Genomic DNA, 16,421 nt, shown 5'->3' with positions numbered 1-16,421 from the left:
CGGACGGGACCGGAGCAGGAGAATCACTCAGGCCGAGAGCACCATGGCCCAGTAGGGGCGGTTGCCGGAAGCGGAATCCCAGGCGACGGCGACGCCAAGGCCGTTGAAACCACCGAGCATGTTGTCGAGATGTCGCTTGGAATCGATCCACGCCTGAACCGCGCGCTCGACCGTGTCCTGTCCGGCCGCGATGTTTTCGGCTGCGGGCAAGGGCACGTCATGGCCCTTCATGCGCGCGCCGAAACTGTCGTTGAAGCCGATCAGGTGCGACATCTCGCCGGCGCGTGCCATGCGCTTGGCCTGGGCGATGGCCGCCACTTCCGCCGGTCGGCTGCGCGACAAGGAAGAGAGGTCGCGCGATTGGCGCAAGCGGTTGACCATCGGCAGCGCGGCTGCCGTCTCCGCCCGTGACGAACCGTCATCGGGATTGAGGATATCTGTGGAACGGCAGCCAGCGATCGCGGCTGTCAGGAGGCCGGCCGAAATCAGGATCAGCCGGCGACGGGGTAGGGTGGCGTACGACATGGGCACTCAGTTCCTGGAGGCGAAGAGACGCAGCAGGATGAAGGCCGGAATGACAATCGTCGCACCGATCAAGAGGTATTGCCCGACCCGTCCGAGGGCGTCGAAGCCGGTATACCAGAGGTCGATCAGGAAGTAGCGGACGCCATTCAGGAGGTCGGCCGGATCGAGCCCGAAGACCGACATCACGAAGCCGACGATGAGCGAGACGACGATCAGCTTGACGAGCGTGCGGCCCGGGGTGTCGCCGAGAAATCGATTGATGCCATCAGCCATGCGTATCTCCTGTTGTCATCCGCTGATATGGGCGCGGCCCACCCGCCCTGCAAGCCGGCGAAGCAGGGCTTGCGATAGCACTTGAGTTTTTTCCGGCGATCGGTCAAGACCGCGAGCCGTCTCCATGCTGGCCCACTCCATGCTGGAAGGCGTGAGGATCTCTTCGATGCACCCCACCCAGTTCTCCTCCGGCGACGTGATCGCCGACCGCCGCGCCGATTATGCCCGCATGCTTGCCGAGAATGGCGAACATGAGGCAGCGGTGGAATTGATGGAGCAGGCGCTGGAACTGGTTCCCGACTGGCCGGCAGGTCTGGTTCGGCTGGCAGATTACGCCGAGAAGGCGGATCTGCAGTCAAAAGCCGTTCATGCCTTGCGACATGCGCTGGAACTCGACCCGGAGGACATTTTCGGAGCGCGGCTGAAACTCGCGCTTCTCGGCGCTGAAGAAGTCCCGGATCAGCCACCCTCGCGTTACGTCGAGGCCCTCTTCGACGACTATGCCGATCGCTTCGATGCGGCACTTGTCGAACGGCTTGACTACACGGTCCCGGCCAAGCTCGCCCGGTTGATTGCTGACCATGACGACAGGCGGTTTGAAGTCGCGATCGACCTGGGCTGTGGCACGGGTCTCTTCGGGGCCGAGATCCGCGAGCGGGTCGCCCGGCTGGAGGGCTTCGATCTCTCGGTCAAAATGCTGGCCAAGGCCGAGGAAAAGGGCCTCTATGACCTTCTGGCCAAGGCCGATCTTTCGCTCGATCCTGATGGATCGGGTCTTTTCGTTGAGGGTCTCGCCGAAGCCCGTGCCGACCTCGTTTCCGCAGCCGACGTGCTGATGTATCTCGGTGATCTCGCCAATGCCTTTGCGCTGGCGGCGCGGGTTGTAATGCCTGGTGCACTTTTCGCATTCTCGGTTGAAGACGCGGGCGAGGGAGACGGTTTCCTGCTAGCCCCGAGCCTGCGTTACGCCCACACCGAACGGCATGTCCGGCAGCGTCTTGCCGAAAACGGCTTCGATGTCCTCGTTCTGACCCGCACCACCATTCGCATGGATGGCGGAAAACCGGTCTTTGGCATTCTGTTTCTTGCGAGCCGGACGGCCTGACAAGCAGCTTTCTTGCGAATTGCTTCATAGGTCAGCTTTGCTGACCTATCATCCTTGTTTTCCAGGGGATCTCGAGTACCATTTGGGCTCCGAGATCGCTTTCTGGAGACGTGACATGGCGCAGTTGACGAGCATGCTGGGAATCTGGAATTCGAACCCGACCCGCCACACACCAGCGGAAGATCTCCAGGGCCTTGTGGCCGGCAGCCTAATCGCAGCACTTGGCCTCTATTTCCTCGCCCAGGTCGGGCTTCTGACAGGCGGCATGGCCGGCCTCGCCTTCGTCCTGCATTACTGGAGCGGCTGGAGCTTCGGTCTCCTGTTCTTCGTGCTGAATTTGCCGTTCTACATCCTGTCGCTGCGCCGCGTCGGCCTCGACTTCACCATCAAGACCTTCTTGGCTGTCGGCCTCACCTCCTTCATCGTTGAAATCGAGAGCCGCTTCCTCGTCATTCAGAGCATCGCGCCAGTCTGGGCGGCCATCCTCGGTGGCCTTCTGCTCGGCTTCGGCCTGCTCGCGCTCTATCGCCACCGCGCCAGCCTTGGTGGCCTCGGCATCCTCGCCGTCTACATCCAGGACCGCTTCGGCATCCGCGCCGGCCTCGTCCAGCTCGCATTCGACCTCTGCGTCATGGCGCTTGCCTTCGCCGTCGTTAGCCCCTCCGTGGTGCTCTACTCGGTAATCGGCGCCGTGGTGCTGAACCTCTTCCTCGCGATCAACCACCGCTCGGATCGGTATATCGCGCTGCGGTGAGGTCGCTTTCACCCCTTCTCTTTCCCCGCCCGTCCACTAACTTGGGGCAGTGACGACAGCTGATTCCGCCCTTGCCCTTCTGCCTGCCCCCTTTCTCCGCTGGTTCGGCGAAAAGGGCTGGCAGCCGCGTGACCATCAGCTGGAGCTGCTGGCCCGGGCGAGATCCGGCGAGAACGGCGGCGAAAGCCTGCTGCTGATCGCCCCGACCGGTGCCGGCAAGACGCTCGCCGGCTTCCTGCCGTCTCTGACAGAACTGACCGAGCGCGGACGGAAGAAACCCGGTGAGGCTTTCACAGGCATCCACACGCTCTACATCTCGCCGCTGAAGGCGCTCGCCGTCGACATCGAGCGCAATCTGATGAAGCCGGTCACCGAGATGGGGCTTCCGATCACCATCGAGAATCGAACCGGCGACACGCCGGCCCACAAGCGCCAGCGGCAGAAGACCAATCCGCCGGATATCCTTCTGACGACACCGGAGCAGGTGGCGCTGCTCATCTCTCACTCCGACGCGGAGCGCTTCTTCAAGGACCTGCGCTACGTCATCTTCGACGAACTGCATTCGCTGGTGACTTCCAAGCGCGGCCATCTGCTGTCGCTTGGTCTTACGCGGCTGCGGAAACTCGCTCCTGGTCTGAAGGCCATCGGTCTTTCTGCGACCGTTGCTCAGCCGATGGACCTGCGCCGCTGGCTGGTCGCGCAGCCAGAAGACGGCGAGGCGGCGGCCGGTCTGATCACCGTCGAAGGTGGTGCTAGACCCAACATTACCATTCTTCAGACCGATGAGCGCATTCCCTGGTCCGGGCATAAGGCGCACTATGCCATCCCCGAGGTCTACAAGGTCCTCAAGGACTTTCAGACGACGCTGCTTTTCGTCAACACGCGCTCCCAGGCCGAGATGCTCTTCCAGGAGCTCTGGACGGTGAATGATGACAACCTGCCGATCGCGCTGCATCACGGCTCGCTCGACGTCTCCCAGCGCCGCAAGGTGGAGGCCGCCATGGCTGAGAACCGGCTGCGTGCGGTCGTCGCCACCTCGACCCTCGATCTCGGCATCGACTGGGGAGACGTCGATCTCGTCATCCATGTTGGTGCGCCAAAGGGCGCCTCGCGCCTTGCCCAGCGCATCGGTCGCGCCAACCACCGCATGGACGAGCCCTCGCGCGCCATTCTCGTGCCGGCCAACCGTTTCGAGGTGATGGAGTGTCAGGCGGCACTCGATGCCAACTACATCGGCGCCCAGGATACGCCGCCGGTCGGCGAAGGTTCGCTCGATGTGCTGGCCCAGCATGTGCTCGGCATGGCCTGCGCCGATGCCTTCGACGAGGAGGACCTCTTCCGCGAGGTGACGACGGCGCTGCCCTATGCCGCCCTGCCGCGCGAGATCTTTGCTCGGATCGTCGATTTCGTCGCGACCGGCGGCTATGCCCTGCGCACCTATGAGCGTTACGCCCGCATCCGCCGTCGCAAGGACGGGTTATGGCGTGTCTCGAACCCGCAGGTCGCCCAGCAGTATCGCCTGAACCTCGGTACCATCGTCGAGATGCCGATGCTCAACGTTCGCCTCGTCAAGCGCAACCATTTAGGCTCGATCGGCCGCGGCGGCATGACGCTCGGCAAGGTCGAGGAGTATTTCTTCGAGCAGCTGACCCAGGGCGATACCTTCCTCTTTTCGGGCAAGGTGCTGCGCTTCGAAGGCATCCGAGACAACGAATGCCTCGTGTCCAATGCCTTTTCGATGGACCCGAAGATCCCCGCTTATGCCGGTGGCAAGTTCCCACTCTCGACCTATCTCGCTGAACAGGTGCGCGCGATGCTGGATGATCCCGCCCGCCGCACGGGGCTGCCGGACCAGGTGCGCGACTGGCTTGCGCTGCAGGCGGAGAAGTCGGTTCTGCCGAAGCGCGGCGATCTCCTGATCGAGACCTTCCCGCGCGGCGAGCGCTTCTACATGGTGATCTATGCCTTCGAAGGCAGGCTCGCGCATCAGACGCTCGGCATGCTGCTCACGCGCCGGTTGGAGCGCATGCGGGCAAAGCCGCTGGGCTTCGTCGCAACCGACTATGCCCTCGCGATCTGGGCCTTGGAGGACATGGGCTCCCTGATCGCGCGCGGAGCACTCAGCCTCGCAGACCTCTTCGACCAGGACATGCTGGGCGATGATCTCGAAACCTGGCTCGATGAGAGCTTCATGCTGAAGCGCACCTTCCGCAACTGTGCCGTCATTGCGGGGCTGATCGAACAGCGGCATCCTGGCAAGGAAAAGTCCGGTCGCCAGGTGACCGTCTCCTCCGACCTCATCTACGACGTGCTGCGCAGCCATGAGCCCTATCATATCCTCATGCAGGCAACGCGACAGGATGCCGCCGCCGGACTTTTGGACATTGCCCGCCTTGCCGATATGCTGGAGCGAATCAAGGGACACATCCTGCACAAGCGCCTCGCGCAGATCTCGCCGCTCGCCGTCCCGGTCATGCTGGAGATCGGCAAGGAGCCTGTGGCAGGCGAGGCCCAGGAGCATGTGCTTTCGATGGCGGCAGACGATCTGATCGCCGAAGCCATGGCGTGAATCAGGCAGACCGGCTATGACGAGGCCGGATGCTGCGGAATGAGCAAATGACGGGTATGACGGCCCGGCGCCTGGCGCCGATCGAGACAGTGGAGACGACGACCGAGATCGCCCTCTCGGGCGTGGAAGCCGTCTGTGATCTGACCGGCGCCATGTACCTGCCGGATCATCGGACACTTGTGGTCTCCGACCTGCATCTCGAAAAGGGCGCGGCCTTTGCAAGGCGCGGCCAGCTTCTGCCGCCCTACGACACGCTCGCGACCCTTCGTTTGCTGGAAGGCGTCGTCAATCGCTACCAGCCGGCGACCATCGTCAGCCTCGGCGACAATTTCCACGACCGTGTCGGCTCGGCCCTGATGCCACAGGTCTTCCGCGAAATGATCCTCGGCCTCGCCGGTGGACGCGACATCGTCTGGATTAACGGCAACCATGACCCGGACGGCACGACGGCTCTGCCGGGGGTGTCGATGGATGAGTTCTCGCTCGCGGGCCTCACCTTCCGCCACGAACCTTCGCTCGCCCATGGCAAGGGCGAAGTTTCCGGCCATCTCCATCCCTCCGCCACCGTCCGTCGCCGTGAAAAATCCGTCCGCCGTCCCTGTTTTGCGACCGACGGCCTGCGCATGGTCATGCCATCCTTTGGGGTCACAACGGGCGGCCTCGATCTGCGCCACAAGGCCTTCACCGGCCTCTTTGCCCGCACCGACCTGATCGCGCACCTTCTCGGCCGCGACCGGATCTACTCGGTGCGCTACGGCAATCTCCTCGGCTGATCCGGCCTTTCAGCTTGCAGTGAGCGCATAGCGCAGGATGACCGCGCCGGTATCGACAGGCCGGGCCTCAAGCAGCGCGAGCCTCTTCTCCGAACCCGCCTTGAACAACGGATTGCCTTTTCCGAGCAGCACGGGCGCGAGGCAGACCCGGATCTCGTCCATCAGCCCGGCTTCCAGCAGCGCATGCTGCAGTTCCGCACTGCCGAAGACGAAGATGGTCTTGCCCGGCTCCGCCTTCATTGCCCGCAACTCCGACACGGCATCCGCAAGCACGCGCGTGTTGTTCCATTCCGCTTCGCTGAGGCTTCGGCTGGCAACACCCTTGGGCTTGGCGTTCATATAGGCCTTGATCTCGAGCTCTTCCGTCTTCTCCGGCCAATGGGCGGCCATCCCCTCATAGGTCTTGCGCCCGAAGACGATGAAGTCGGTCTCCTCGCCTAGCGACAGTGCGTATTGACGCAGGTCATCTCCCCAGGCGGTCAGGTGGAAGGATAGGTCCCAGGGCGTCTCGCCCTCGAAATAGCCGTCCAGCGACATCAGGTTCCAGCCGATCAATTTGCGCATCGAAAGCCTCCCAAAACCGATTGCATATTGAAACTGGTTGATCGGTAGCGCATCTGGTGGCAAGACGCAATCGGTTTTGGGAGAGGTGACATGACACAGCGTTCGGGCTGCCCGATCAATCTGACGCTGGAGGTGCTCGGCGATCGCTGGAGCCTGATCGTCATCCGGGACGTGATGTTCGGCAATCGCCGGCATTTCCGCGAATTGCTGCAGAATTCCGAAGAGGGCATTGCCTCGAACATCCTGGCCGACCGCTTGAAGCGCCTGGTCGCCAACGGGCTTCTCTCCCGCGCCGATGACCCTACGCACAGGCAGAAGGGTGTCTACAGCCTGACGGAGCCTGCAATCCAACTCTTCCCGCTGCTCGCTGCGATGGGCGCCTGGGGCAGGAGGCATCGTCCGGTCAGCGAAGATTTGTCGATACGCGCCGAAATTCTCGAGCGTGGAGGCCCAGATCTCTGGGAGGCCTTCATGGCTGAGCTGAGGGTGATCCATCTGGGCGCAGAGCGTGAGGCCGGAGCCCGCGACGTCTTGCGCGAGCTGACCGAAGCCTATCTTGAGGTCAAGGCACGGATGAATGCCGGCTGATGCCGTCAGTCCTTGCGGAAGATCAGGCTCGCAGCCCAGCCCGTGACCAGGGCGAGCAGAACGGCAAACGTGCCGTAGGCGAGTGGCTGCTGGTGTGCTGCCTCCGTGATCGCTTCTTCCAGGCCCGTCTTGATGACGCGCAGCGGCAATTCCTTTTCCGCGATGAACTCGCCCGACTTGAACAGATAGGCATGCACCATGTGCACCCCGTTCGGGATGTTGGCCGGGAGCCGGAGCGTCGCCTTGAAGAGGCTTGATGACACGAAGCGTACGCCGCCCGTATCGCGCTGATAGAGCCCGCCGGTTTGTTTCAGCCTGCGGAAGGCATCGCGGAACTCGCCGAGATTGACGGAATTGCTGATGAAGCCCGTGGGCGTGAGCGCCACATGGTCGATGCCGATGCCGAGCGAGGTCAGCACATCATCGGCTGCGATTTCCTCCACCGGCCGCGTGCTGGCGAGCGAATAGGAAATCGGCATCTGCTCGAAGGTAAGCGATGTGCGGTTGACCCAGATCCCGAAGAGCCGCTCCTTTCGGCGCACGGTGGTCCAGTCGCGCGGACCCTCCAGTGTCACCACCACATCATACTGGCCGATGGCGAGCAGTAGCTGGTCGGTATTGGTAAGCGCTCCGAAAATGGTGAGATCGGCACCGGAAAAGTCCGAGGTGATCGCGATCTCGCTCGTCGAAGTGCCGATGTCGAGACCTTCGGTTTCAGCAAGCTGCGACGTCAGCGGATCCTGAGCGTACGCCGGAAGCGAGATCCCGATCGTGGCGAAAAGCGCAAGGGCGAGGAGGTGCGCTCTCATCTCAGCCTCCGATCGCCAGCGAGTAGAAGTCATCAGGGGTGACGATCAGCTCGATCGCGAGACGCACGCCGACGGCAAGCACGAGAAGGCCGAGCAGCGCGCGCAACTGTTCGCCGCGCAGTTTCTGCCCGACCCGCACGCCGTATTGCGCGCCGATCACGCCAGCCACCATCAGGATGAAGGCGAGCACGATATCGACCGAATAGTTGGTCGCCGCCTGGACGATCGTTGTGTAGGCGGTGGTGAAGATGATCTGGAACAGCGACGTGCCGACGACGACATTGGTCGGGATCCTGAGCAGATAGATCATGGCGGGCACCATGATGAAGCCGCCGCCGACACCCATGACCGAGGTCAGGATACCGATGCCGAAACCGAGGGCCAGGATCGGGATCACGCTCAGATAGATTTTCGATTTCTTGAAACGCATCTTGAAGGGCAGGCGATGCACCCAGTTGTGCTGACCCGGGCGCTTCAGGGGGGCAGGTTCATTGCGGGCCGCGCGGCGCAGCGCCCGCAGGCTTTCCGCCAGCATCAAGCCGCCAACGGTGCCGAGAAAAACCACGTAGAGCAGCGAGATAATCAGGTCGAGCTGACCCAGACGTCTCAGCCAGGAGAAGATCCACACGCCCAGCGTCGCCCCCGCGAGACCTCCGATCAAGAGGACCGTGCCGAGCTTCATGTCCAGCGTCCCGCGCCGGAAATGCGAGATGGCGCCTGAGACGGAGGACGCGACAACCTGGTTCGCACCGGTTGCGACGGCGACGACGGGCGGGATGTTGTAGAAGATCAGGAGCGGTGTGATGAGGAAGCCGCCGCCCACGCCGAACATGCCCGAGAGGAAGCCAACAGCCGCGCCCATGCCGAGGATGATGAAGACATTGACCGACAATTCGGCGATCGGCAGATAGATCGTCACGTCAGGACCTCAAATGCAGGTAGCCGCGCACGATGGCGCGGTCACGTCAGGGTCTACAGCCCCTTGCTCTTTCTCATGCTGGGCGGGTGCAAGTCCTTGATCGGGCTTGCTCCCTTTCGAATTCTTTCTTGCGCCTCAAGGCCAATCAAGTCAATTCGCGAGCCCGTCATAGACCCTCAATCGCGGTCTTTTATGACAGGCCGATCATTTGTTGCGGGCGAGCAGTTCCGTCACCAGCTTGTCTGTCACCTGGCCGGTGGGCTGTTCGCCGATCGAGGTCTGGAAAGCCTTGATCGCGGTGACAGTCTTTGCGCCCATCACGCCGTCGGGTGTGCCGGCATCGAAGCCGTTCTTGTTGAGAATGGCCTGAATGTTGCGGATCGCCTTTTTCATGTCGACGCTGGCGGTCTTCAGGCCCTTGCCGGCCCATTCGTCGGGCGTATTGGCCGAATTGGCGTCCGGGTTCAGCTCCTTGGCCTTCCAGAGATCCACCTCGGCGCGGGCGCGCTCCAACTGATCGGGCTTGAGGGCATTGGCCACTTCGTCCCGCTTCTGCGCGGCATCGGTGTCGCCGCCCTTTGCGGCAATCGCAAACCACTTGTAGGAGGTCACCAGATCCTGCGCCGTGCCATTGCCACGCGCGCTGAGGATGGCGAGGTTGAACTGGCTGTCGGAAACGCCGTAGTCGGAGGCCTTGCCGAACCATTCGACAGCCTTGGCATAATCCTGCGCCCCGTCCTTGCCGGAGGCATAGATGACGGCGAGGTTATGCATGGCGCTCGCATTGCCGGCATTCGCCGCCATTTCGTAGTAGCGCTTGGCTTCAGCAATGTTCGGCGCGACGCCGGTGCCCTTTTCGAGAAAATTGGCAAGGCGATACTGAGCAAGCGCAAAGCCCTTGTCGGCAGCCAGGCGATACCACTTGGCGGCTTCGGCAAAGTCATTCGCGACGCCCCGGCCTTCCGTATAGCGCGCGCCGATTTCGAAGAGCGCCAGCGGATCGCCGTTCTTTGCGGCGATGGAGAGGGACGGCGGCGTGATTTCGGCGGGAACGACGATCTCGGCAGCGGGCGTGGAGGCCAGCTGGATCTCTTCGGCGACCACGACCTTTGCCGGCTCGGCCAGTTCTGCGGGTGTTGCTGCAAGCGTGTCGGCCGCAGGAGCTGAAGCCGGTGCTTCCAGTGTCTGGCCTGGCGCAGTCTGTGCGGGCGCCATCATGGCATTGACCGGTGCTGTATTGCCGACCTGAACCGGAGCGGCAGCAACGACGGGCTCCGGCGTCACCGCGACCTGCTCGTCCGTTTCCGCAGGCGGTTCGCTTGTGGTCAAATCGGCGGCTGGTACCGCTGCGCTCTCGATCGGCGCGGTTGCGTCCACGCTGTTGCCGGCTTCCTCGGCCGGCAAAGGATCCGTCGGGGTGATCTCGCTCGTCTGGTCCGGAGTGGCTTCCTCAAGCACGACAGGCGCTTCGCTGCGGGTCAGGGTGTTGACCAGCGGCATGGCCATGGCTGCGAGCAGGATGGCGCCGACGGCCATCAGGATCGGGCGACGATAACGGGCAAAGAGCGAGGCCTCTCCAGCCTTCGACTTCGCCTTCACGTCGGCCATCATCTTGTTGCCGGTCGGTGCAACCTTCTGGGCGCGGTCCATCTCCATGGCGGCCGCCTGGGCGGCACGCCGTGCGGCGGCAATATAGTCGGTGCGGTCATTGCTTTCGTCGGTCGACGGGCCAGACTTGGCAGCCTGTTGGCTGGCGCGCACGCGCTCAAGGATCTTGCGCACATCAGGCGCACCCGAACCGGGCTCCAGCAGTTCATTGGCATCGTCAGGCGGCAGCACGTCGACGGCATCGACCGACGGCGCGGGATCGACGGCGGGCCGTGCTTCGACGGTCGCCTTCGGCGCCTTCTTGGCCGGCATCAGTTTCTTGCCGAGGCCGGCGAGCAGGCTCGGCTTGGTAGCTTTCTTCTCGCGCGCCGCATCGATCACAGGCAGCGCCGTCATGGTCTGGGCAAAGTCGTCGGCGGCTGCCAGCAGTTCCTCGTCGATCGGGTGCGAGGACTGAGGAGCCGGCTCGGCAACCATGCGCGGAGGCTGCACAGCAGCCGGGCTTTCGGCGGCCCGGAGTGGCTGCGGGGTGGGCAATGGCGCCTGGGCAAAGAGCGGCGCTGGCTCCGGGTGATGCAGGTCGTCGAGGCGGCCGGCGATCTGGACGAGCGTGTCGTGCAGCGCTTCAAAGGTGCGATGGGTGCGCTCTTCCGAGTGGCGGGTATAGTCTTCGAGCTGCCGCAGATGGTCGGAGAGAGCCGAAAGGGCGGAGATGTCGGCGGCAGCGGCCTGGCTTCCGGCCGGGAACCGATGCGCAAAGTTGGCCATGACAGTTTCGGCTGCCTGACGGGCTGCCTCGATGATGTATTCGTCGCTGGTCGCGACATAGTCCTCGAGCGCCGAGATGCGTCCGGCAACTTCCGGATCGGCAGGCGAAGGCTGGCTGATCAGGGCAGAGAGGTGAGCAATCTGGTCTTCGAGCCCCTTAAGGCTGGCGCTTTCGCCGCCGACAGGTCCTGTCGAGCTCGTCTCTTCCAGCCGGTCAACGACGGCATTCAGCCGGTCTTCCAGGTTGCGCAGCGCACTGTCGTCGATCATCGCGACTGGCGCCGGGGCGTCCAGCTCCTCGATCCGCTGGGCGAGGATTTCCAAGCGGTCGGCAAGGCGATCATTGCCCGCGCCGCCGTCCAGCGCGTCGATCTTGCGCGAGATGTCAGCGAGGTAGCCGGTGAGTTCCGGGGCCGGAGCGGGCCTCTGAACCTTTTCCAGCATATAGGAGAGCTGGTCGAGACGCTCTTCGATGCGAACGGCGCCCTGTTCGGCGGAGAGCTGTTCGATCCGGGCCGTCAAAAGCTCCAGCCGCTCTGCCATCTCGTCAGACGCATCGTGCTGCGGCGCACGGCGATCCGACAGTGTCTCGATCTGCCGTGCGAGGCCAGAGAGCCGGTCCTCCAGCCGGTGGAAGGTTGCCGGATCGTTGCCCGGGCCGCTGTTGCGGCTGCCGGCAGCAATCGCCCGGGTGATCTCGTCGAGGCGCGTGTCGAGAGCGGCGAACTGCTCCATAACCATGCGTTCATTCGGGTCGATATGCGCACCGATGTGCTCGAGCGCGGCTGCGACCGTGACGAGCTTCTCTTCCAGCGCCCGGATTGCGCGCGTGTCGCCCATACCGCCAAGCTGTGACTTGATGTCATCGAGCCGGTCGGCAATGCGAATGATCTCGTCACGCATCGCGCCGGTGTCGAGGCCATCAAGGCGAACCTCGACGTCATCCCAGCGGCGCTCCATGCGACGCACGGAATCCTCGCGGGCAAGGCCGTCCATCAGCGAGCGCAATTCGTTGAAGTCCTGGCGTAACCCGTCCGTGCCGGGGGCCTTGATGCCTTCGAGCCGCTGCAGGCTCTCGGCGAGGCGTGCAATATCCTGGCGCATGTCATCCTGCGGGCGGCTCTCTTCGGCCAGCACGCGGATGGAGCGCATCTCGTTGCGCAGCCCGGCGATCTCGCGCGACAGGCTCTCGGCGATGTCCTGCTTCAGCTCCTGGCGCAGCCCGCTCAGCGCTTCGGTGAATTCGAGGCCACGGGCCGGAGCGGCCGCGCGTGGCGGATAGGCTGGCTGCGAGTCGGCAAGCGGGGGCAGGGGCTGGCGCAGCGGTGCCCGGGCTGGCGGTTCATCACTGCGGCTGTAGAGGCTGCGGTCACCGCCACGATTGCGGCTCTCTTCCAGCTCCCGCTGGCGCTGGCGGATTTCGGCGAGCGGATCCGGCCGCTGGTCGCGATCGCTGCGCACCGGATCGTCGGCGCGGCTGCGGGCGGCCTGTTGGCCGATCAGCCCTTCGATACGCGCCTCAAGCCCTTCGATCGTACGGCTCAACGCATCCAGGGAGGATGGGCTGCTGGGCCGTTGGGTCTGGGATCGCGATCCGTTCATGGTTCTGCTCGCCTCGATGATGCCGGACAACGCTAGCGTCCGAATGCGTCCGGGTGGTCCATTTCGGCTTCGACAGAGGTGCCTGACGTTACGGCAGGCAGGCGAGTCGGAATCGCGGATGGATCACCAGCTTTCAAACGCAACCTTTCATGAAACATGGTAAACAAGCCGTTAAGCTTCTCCGGAAAAACGATGCGGCGTGCATCAGCGCTGTCGCGTCACGCCCCGCACAAGCGGCTTTCTTTAGGACGAGCGGATAAAGCGAAAGTGACGGCTGAATTTCGCAAAAATGCCGCGCCTAAAAATTTTGACGTTTACGCGCACGTCAATTATTTGTATAAGCCAGAACACTCCGATCCCGTCGGAACCGAAGTCTTTGGAGGAAGATGACCGATGCCTGTCTACAAGGCCCCCGTAAACGACACGCTTTTCATTCTCAACGACGTCCTTGGTCTCGAGCGGTACAACAACCTGCCGGGCTTTGAAGATGCGACCCCCGACATGATCGAGGCGATCGTCGGCGAGGCGGCCAAGCTCGCGGAAGAGCAGCTTTTCCCGCTCAACCTCTCCGGCGACCAGGAAGGCTGCGTTCGCTCGGATGACGGCTCGGTCAAGACGCCGAAGGGCTTTAAGCAGGCTTACGACGCCTACTGTCAGGGTGGCTGGCTCGGCCTTGCAGTGCCCGCCGAATACGGCGGCCAGGGCCTGCCCTATACCCTGCATTCGGCTGTCGGTGAATACATGTCGTCGGCCAACATGGCGCTGATGATGTATCCGGGCCTGACCCAGGGCGCGATCGCCGCGATCCTGGAACACGGCTCCGACGAGCAGAAGCAGAAGTATCTGCCGAAGATGGTCGAGGGCATCTGGACCGGCACCATGAACCTCACCGAGCCCCATTGCGGCACCGACCTCGGTCTGCTGCGCACCAAGGCGGTTCCGAACGGTGATGGTTCCTACAAGATCTCCGGCCAGAAGATCTTCATCTCGGCCGGCGAACACGACATGTCGGACAACATCATCCATCTGGTGCTGGCCCGTATCGAAGGCGCACCTGAGGGCACCAAGGGCATCTCGCTCTTCATCGTGCCGAAGTTCATGGTCGGCGACGACGGTTCGGTTGGCAGCCGTAACACGGTTTCCTGCGGCGCTATCGAGCACAAGATGGGCATCCACGGAAACGCGACTTGCGTGATGAACTATGACGAGGCGACCGGTTACCTGATCGGCGCCGAGAACAAGGGCCTCGCGGCCATGTTCGTCATGATGAACGAGGCCCGCCTCGGCGTCGGCTTGCAGGGTCTGTCGATCTCCGAAATCGCCTATCAGAACGCTGCCAACTATGCCCGCGAGCGCATCCAGGGCCGCTCTCTCTCCGGCGTCAAGGCGCCCGAGAAGAAGGCTGACCCGATCATCGTCCACCCGGACATCCGCCGCGTGCTCTTGACCATCAAGGCCTTCAACGAGGCTGGTCGCGCCTTCACGCTGTGGACCGCGCTGAAGTCCGACATCGCGCATCGTTCGGACGACGCTGCCGAAAAGCAGCTGGCCGACGACGTGCTCGGCCTGATGACCCCGATCCTCAAGGGTGTCCTGACCGACAAGGGCTTCGACCATGCTGTCATGGCCCAGCAGGTTTATGGCGGCCACGGCTATATCGAAGAATGGGGCATGAGCCAGTATGTCCGCGATGCCCGCATCGCGATGATCTATGAAGGGGCCAATGGCATCCAGGCGCTCGACCTCGTCGGCCGCAAGCTCGGCCTCAACGGCGGCCGCGCCGTGATGGCGCTGTTCAAGGAAATCGGCGATTTCTGCGAGGAGAACCGTGGCGACGAGAACTTGTCGGCCTACACCAAGAGCCTGAAGAAGGGCCTGAACGATCTGCAGGCCTCGACCATGTGGTTCATGCAGAATGCCATGGCCAAGCCTGACAATGCCGGTGCCGGTTCGACCGACTACATGCACCTCTTCGGTCTCGTCGTGCTCGGCTACATGTGGGCGAAGATGGCCAAGGCCGCCAACGACAACCTGGCCGCAGGGTCTGGCGATGCGGACTATTACAAGAACAAGCTGTTGACCGGCCGCTTCTACATGGAAAAGGTCATGCCGGAGACGGCCCTGCGCAAGGCCCGCATCGAAACCGGCGCCGACAGCCTGATGGAAATGGCCGCGGAAGCGTTTTGATCTTCCCCTTCTCCCCAGCGGGGAGAAGGTGGCCCATTAGGGCCGGATGAGGGGGTGCTTGCGCAATCGGCCCCCTCATCGCCTCGCATTCGCTCGGCACTTCTCCCCGCTGGGGAGAAGAGGGAAAAAATTCCGGCGCCCCGTGCGCCCAAGGGAGAGAGACGATGACTGAAGTCTTCATTTACGACCACGTGCGCACGCCCCGCGGGCGCGGCAAGAAGGACGGATCGCTGCACGAAGTGCCGACCCCCCGCCTGGCCGCCAAGACGCTGGAAGCGCTGCGCGACCGCAATGGCCTCGATACCTCCACCGTCGACGACATCATCTTTGGCTGTGTTGACCCGGTCATGGAAGCCGGCGCTGTCATCCCAAAGGCCGCTGCCTTCGAGGCCGGCTATGATTTCGCGGCCCCCGGCATCCAGATCTCGCGCTTCTGCGCCTCTGGCCTCGACGCGATCAACCTTGCCGCCGGCAAAGTCGTGGCCGGCTCGGACGACATCGTCATCGCCGGTGGCGTCGAAAGCATGTCCCGCGTCGGCATGGGCATGTCCGGCGGTGCCTGGTACATGGACCCCTCGGTCAACTTCCCCGGCTATTTCATGCCGCAGGGCGTGTCGGCCGACCTGATCGCCACAAAATATGGCTTCACCCGCGACGATGTTGACGCCTATGCCGTCGAAAGCCAGAAGCGCTCGGCTGCCTCCTGGGCTGCCGGCAACTTCGCCAAGTCCGTCATCCCGGTAAAGGATGGCAACGGTCTAGTCATTCTCGACCGCGACGAACACATGCGCCCCGGCACCGACATGCAGTCGTTGGCAAGCCTCAACCCGTCCTTCCAGATGCCCGGCGAAATGGGTGGCTTCGAAGCCGTCGCCATTCAGGCGCATCCGGAAATCGAGCGCATTAACTACATCCACCACGCCGGCAACTCGTCCGGCATCGTCGATGGCGCGGCAGCCGTTCTGGTCGGCTCCAAGGCTGGTGGTGAAAGCATGGGCCTGAAGCCCCGTGCCCGCATCCGCGCCTTCACCAATATCGGCTCCGATCCGGCACTGATGCTGACCGGCCCTGTTGACGTGACCGAGAAGCTCCTGAAGCGCACCGGCATGAAGATCTCCGACTTCGACCTGTTCGAACTGAACGAGGCCTTCGCCGCGGTCGTCCTGCGCTTCATGCAGCATTTCAATGTCGATCATTCGAAGATGAACGTCGCCGGCGGCGCGATCGCCATGGGCCATCCGCTCGGTGCCACCGGCGCGATGATCCTCGGCACGGTGCTGGACGAGCTGGAACGCCGCGATCTGAACACCGCGCTGGTCACGCTCTGCATCGGCGCTGGCATGGGTACGGCGACGGTTATCGAGCGCGTTTGAGGAC

At 63.2% G+C, this 16,421-nt stretch carries 14 protein-coding genes; 8 read left to right on the top strand and 6 right to left on the bottom strand.

Going from position 1 to position 16,421, the window contains the following annotated elements; all coding sequences use genetic code 11:
• Positions 1-27: 27 nt before the first annotated feature.
• Both AC02Y0_RS16265 and AC02Y0_RS16260 read right to left on the bottom strand, forming a co-directional pair.
• Positions 28-525, bottom strand: a complete 498-nt coding sequence (locus AC02Y0_RS16265; protein WP_476379906.1) for a CAP domain-containing protein — start codon at positions 523-525, stop codon at positions 28-30.
• Between the two features lie 6 nt (positions 526-531).
• Entirely contained in the window at positions 532-798 is a 267-nt protein-coding gene (locus AC02Y0_RS16260) for a DUF6460 domain-containing protein (protein WP_102019003.1), read from the bottom strand.
• A gap of 166 nt (positions 799-964) precedes the next feature.
• Here AC02Y0_RS16260 and AC02Y0_RS16255 point away from each other — a divergent pair, with 166 nt between their 5' ends.
• The 4 genes from AC02Y0_RS16255 (at position 965) to pdeM (ending at position 5,999) form a co-directional block, all read left to right on the top strand.
• Positions 965-1,903, top strand: a complete 939-nt coding sequence (locus AC02Y0_RS16255) for a class I SAM-dependent DNA methyltransferase (RefSeq protein WP_476384059.1) — start codon at positions 965-967, stop codon at positions 1,901-1,903.
• Between the two features lie 115 nt (positions 1,904-2,018).
• Positions 2,019-2,657 (top strand): YitT family protein, encoded by a 639-nt coding sequence (locus tag AC02Y0_RS16250; RefSeq protein WP_476379904.1) that lies wholly within the window; start codon positions 2,019-2,021, stop codon positions 2,655-2,657.
• A 49-nt stretch (positions 2,658-2,706) separates the two neighbouring features.
• Entirely contained in the window at positions 2,707-5,226 is a 2,520-nt protein-coding gene (locus AC02Y0_RS16245; RefSeq protein WP_476379902.1) for a ligase-associated DNA damage response DEXH box helicase, read from the top strand.
• A 56-nt stretch (positions 5,227-5,282) separates the two neighbouring features.
• Positions 5,283-5,999, top strand: a complete 717-nt coding sequence (pdeM, locus tag AC02Y0_RS16240) for a ligase-associated DNA damage response endonuclease PdeM (protein ID WP_476384058.1) — start codon at positions 5,283-5,285, stop codon at positions 5,997-5,999.
• A 9-nt stretch (positions 6,000-6,008) separates the two neighbouring features.
• Here pdeM and AC02Y0_RS16235 read toward each other — a convergent pair whose 3' ends face one another.
• A complete protein-coding gene (locus AC02Y0_RS16235; protein ID WP_476379900.1) occupies positions 6,009-6,563 on the bottom strand; it encodes a dihydrofolate reductase family protein in 555 nt (184 codons plus the stop codon).
• 90 nt (positions 6,564-6,653) lie between these two features.
• On the opposite strand from AC02Y0_RS16235, the gene AC02Y0_RS16230 reads away from it, so the two are divergent.
• Complete coding sequence (locus AC02Y0_RS16230; protein WP_476379898.1) at positions 6,654-7,151, top strand: winged helix-turn-helix transcriptional regulator; 498 nt, start codon at positions 6,654-6,656, stop codon at positions 7,149-7,151.
• Between the two features lie 5 nt (positions 7,152-7,156).
• Here AC02Y0_RS16230 and AC02Y0_RS16225 read toward each other — a convergent pair whose 3' ends face one another.
• From AC02Y0_RS16225 to AC02Y0_RS16215, 3 genes are all read right to left on the bottom strand, one after another.
• The gene (locus AC02Y0_RS16225) at positions 7,157-7,960 is read right to left on the bottom strand and encodes a TIGR02186 family protein (RefSeq protein WP_476379897.1); all 804 of its coding nucleotides are present in this window, start codon (positions 7,958-7,960) and stop codon (positions 7,157-7,159) included.
• A 1-nt stretch (position 7,961) separates the two neighbouring features.
• Positions 7,962-8,879 (bottom strand): sulfite exporter TauE/SafE family protein, encoded by a 918-nt coding sequence (locus tag AC02Y0_RS16220; protein WP_444559296.1) that lies wholly within the window; start codon positions 8,877-8,879, stop codon positions 7,962-7,964.
• A gap of 204 nt (positions 8,880-9,083) precedes the next feature.
• Entirely contained in the window at positions 9,084-12,857 is a 3,774-nt protein-coding gene (locus AC02Y0_RS16215) for a peptidoglycan-binding protein (RefSeq protein WP_476379894.1), read from the bottom strand.
• 156 nt (positions 12,858-13,013) lie between these two features.
• Here AC02Y0_RS16215 and AC02Y0_RS16210 point away from each other — a divergent pair, with 156 nt between their 5' ends.
• The 3 genes from AC02Y0_RS16210 to AC02Y0_RS16200 all read left to right on the top strand — a co-directional run bounded on the left by AC02Y0_RS16210 (position 13,014) and on the right by AC02Y0_RS16200 (position 16,417).
• Positions 13,014-13,247 (top strand): hypothetical protein, encoded by a 234-nt coding sequence (locus AC02Y0_RS16210; RefSeq protein ID WP_476379892.1) that lies wholly within the window; start codon positions 13,014-13,016, stop codon positions 13,245-13,247.
• Between the two features lie 3 nt (positions 13,248-13,250).
• A complete protein-coding gene (locus AC02Y0_RS16205) occupies positions 13,251-15,044 on the top strand; it encodes an acyl-CoA dehydrogenase C-terminal domain-containing protein (RefSeq protein WP_476379890.1) in 1,794 nt (597 codons plus the stop codon).
• 164 nt (positions 15,045-15,208) lie between these two features.
• Positions 15,209-16,417 (top strand): acetyl-CoA C-acetyltransferase, encoded by a 1,209-nt coding sequence (locus tag AC02Y0_RS16200; protein ID WP_076391895.1) that lies wholly within the window; start codon positions 15,209-15,211, stop codon positions 16,415-16,417.
• The last annotated feature ends 4 nt before the right edge of the window (positions 16,418-16,421 follow it).

This window comes from Allorhizobium sp. nf9_anc, from assembly GCF_056323085.1.
Note: the sequence above shows the minus strand (reverse complement) of the source record. Positions and strands in the feature narration are given on the sequence as shown.

What these genes read in the sequence shown, in the direction of transcription:
- AC02Y0_RS16265 (WP_476379906.1), bottom strand. Translation starts at nt 525, where the DNA reads ATGTCGTACGCCACCCTACCCCGTCGCCGGCTGATCCTGATTTCGGCC.
- AC02Y0_RS16260 (WP_102019003.1), bottom strand. Translation starts at nt 798, where the DNA reads ATGGCTGATGGCATCAATCGATTTCTCGGCGACACCCCGGGCCGCACG.
- AC02Y0_RS16255 (WP_476384059.1), top strand. Translation starts at nt 965, where the DNA reads ATGCACCCCACCCAGTTCTCCTCCGGCGACGTGATCGCCGACCGCCGC.
- AC02Y0_RS16250 (WP_476379904.1), top strand. Translation starts at nt 2,019, where the DNA reads ATGGCGCAGTTGACGAGCATGCTGGGAATCTGGAATTCGAACCCGACC.
- pdeM (WP_476384058.1), top strand. Translation starts at nt 5,283, where the DNA reads ATGACGGCCCGGCGCCTGGCGCCGATCGAGACAGTGGAGACGACGACC.
- AC02Y0_RS16235 (WP_476379900.1), bottom strand. Translation starts at nt 6,563, where the DNA reads ATGCGCAAATTGATCGGCTGGAACCTGATGTCGCTGGACGGCTATTTC.
- AC02Y0_RS16230 (WP_476379898.1), top strand. Translation starts at nt 6,654, where the DNA reads ATGACACAGCGTTCGGGCTGCCCGATCAATCTGACGCTGGAGGTGCTC.
- AC02Y0_RS16225 (WP_476379897.1), bottom strand. Translation starts at nt 7,960, where the DNA reads ATGAGAGCGCACCTCCTCGCCCTTGCGCTTTTCGCCACGATCGGGATC.
- AC02Y0_RS16215 (WP_476379894.1), bottom strand. Translation starts at nt 12,857, where the DNA reads ATGAACGGATCGCGATCCCAGACCCAACGGCCCAGCAGCCCATCCTCC.
- AC02Y0_RS16210 (WP_476379892.1), top strand. Translation starts at nt 13,014, where the DNA reads ATGGTAAACAAGCCGTTAAGCTTCTCCGGAAAAACGATGCGGCGTGCA.
- AC02Y0_RS16205 (WP_476379890.1), top strand. Translation starts at nt 13,251, where the DNA reads ATGCCTGTCTACAAGGCCCCCGTAAACGACACGCTTTTCATTCTCAAC.
- AC02Y0_RS16200 (WP_076391895.1), top strand. Translation starts at nt 15,209, where the DNA reads ATGACTGAAGTCTTCATTTACGACCACGTGCGCACGCCCCGCGGGCGC.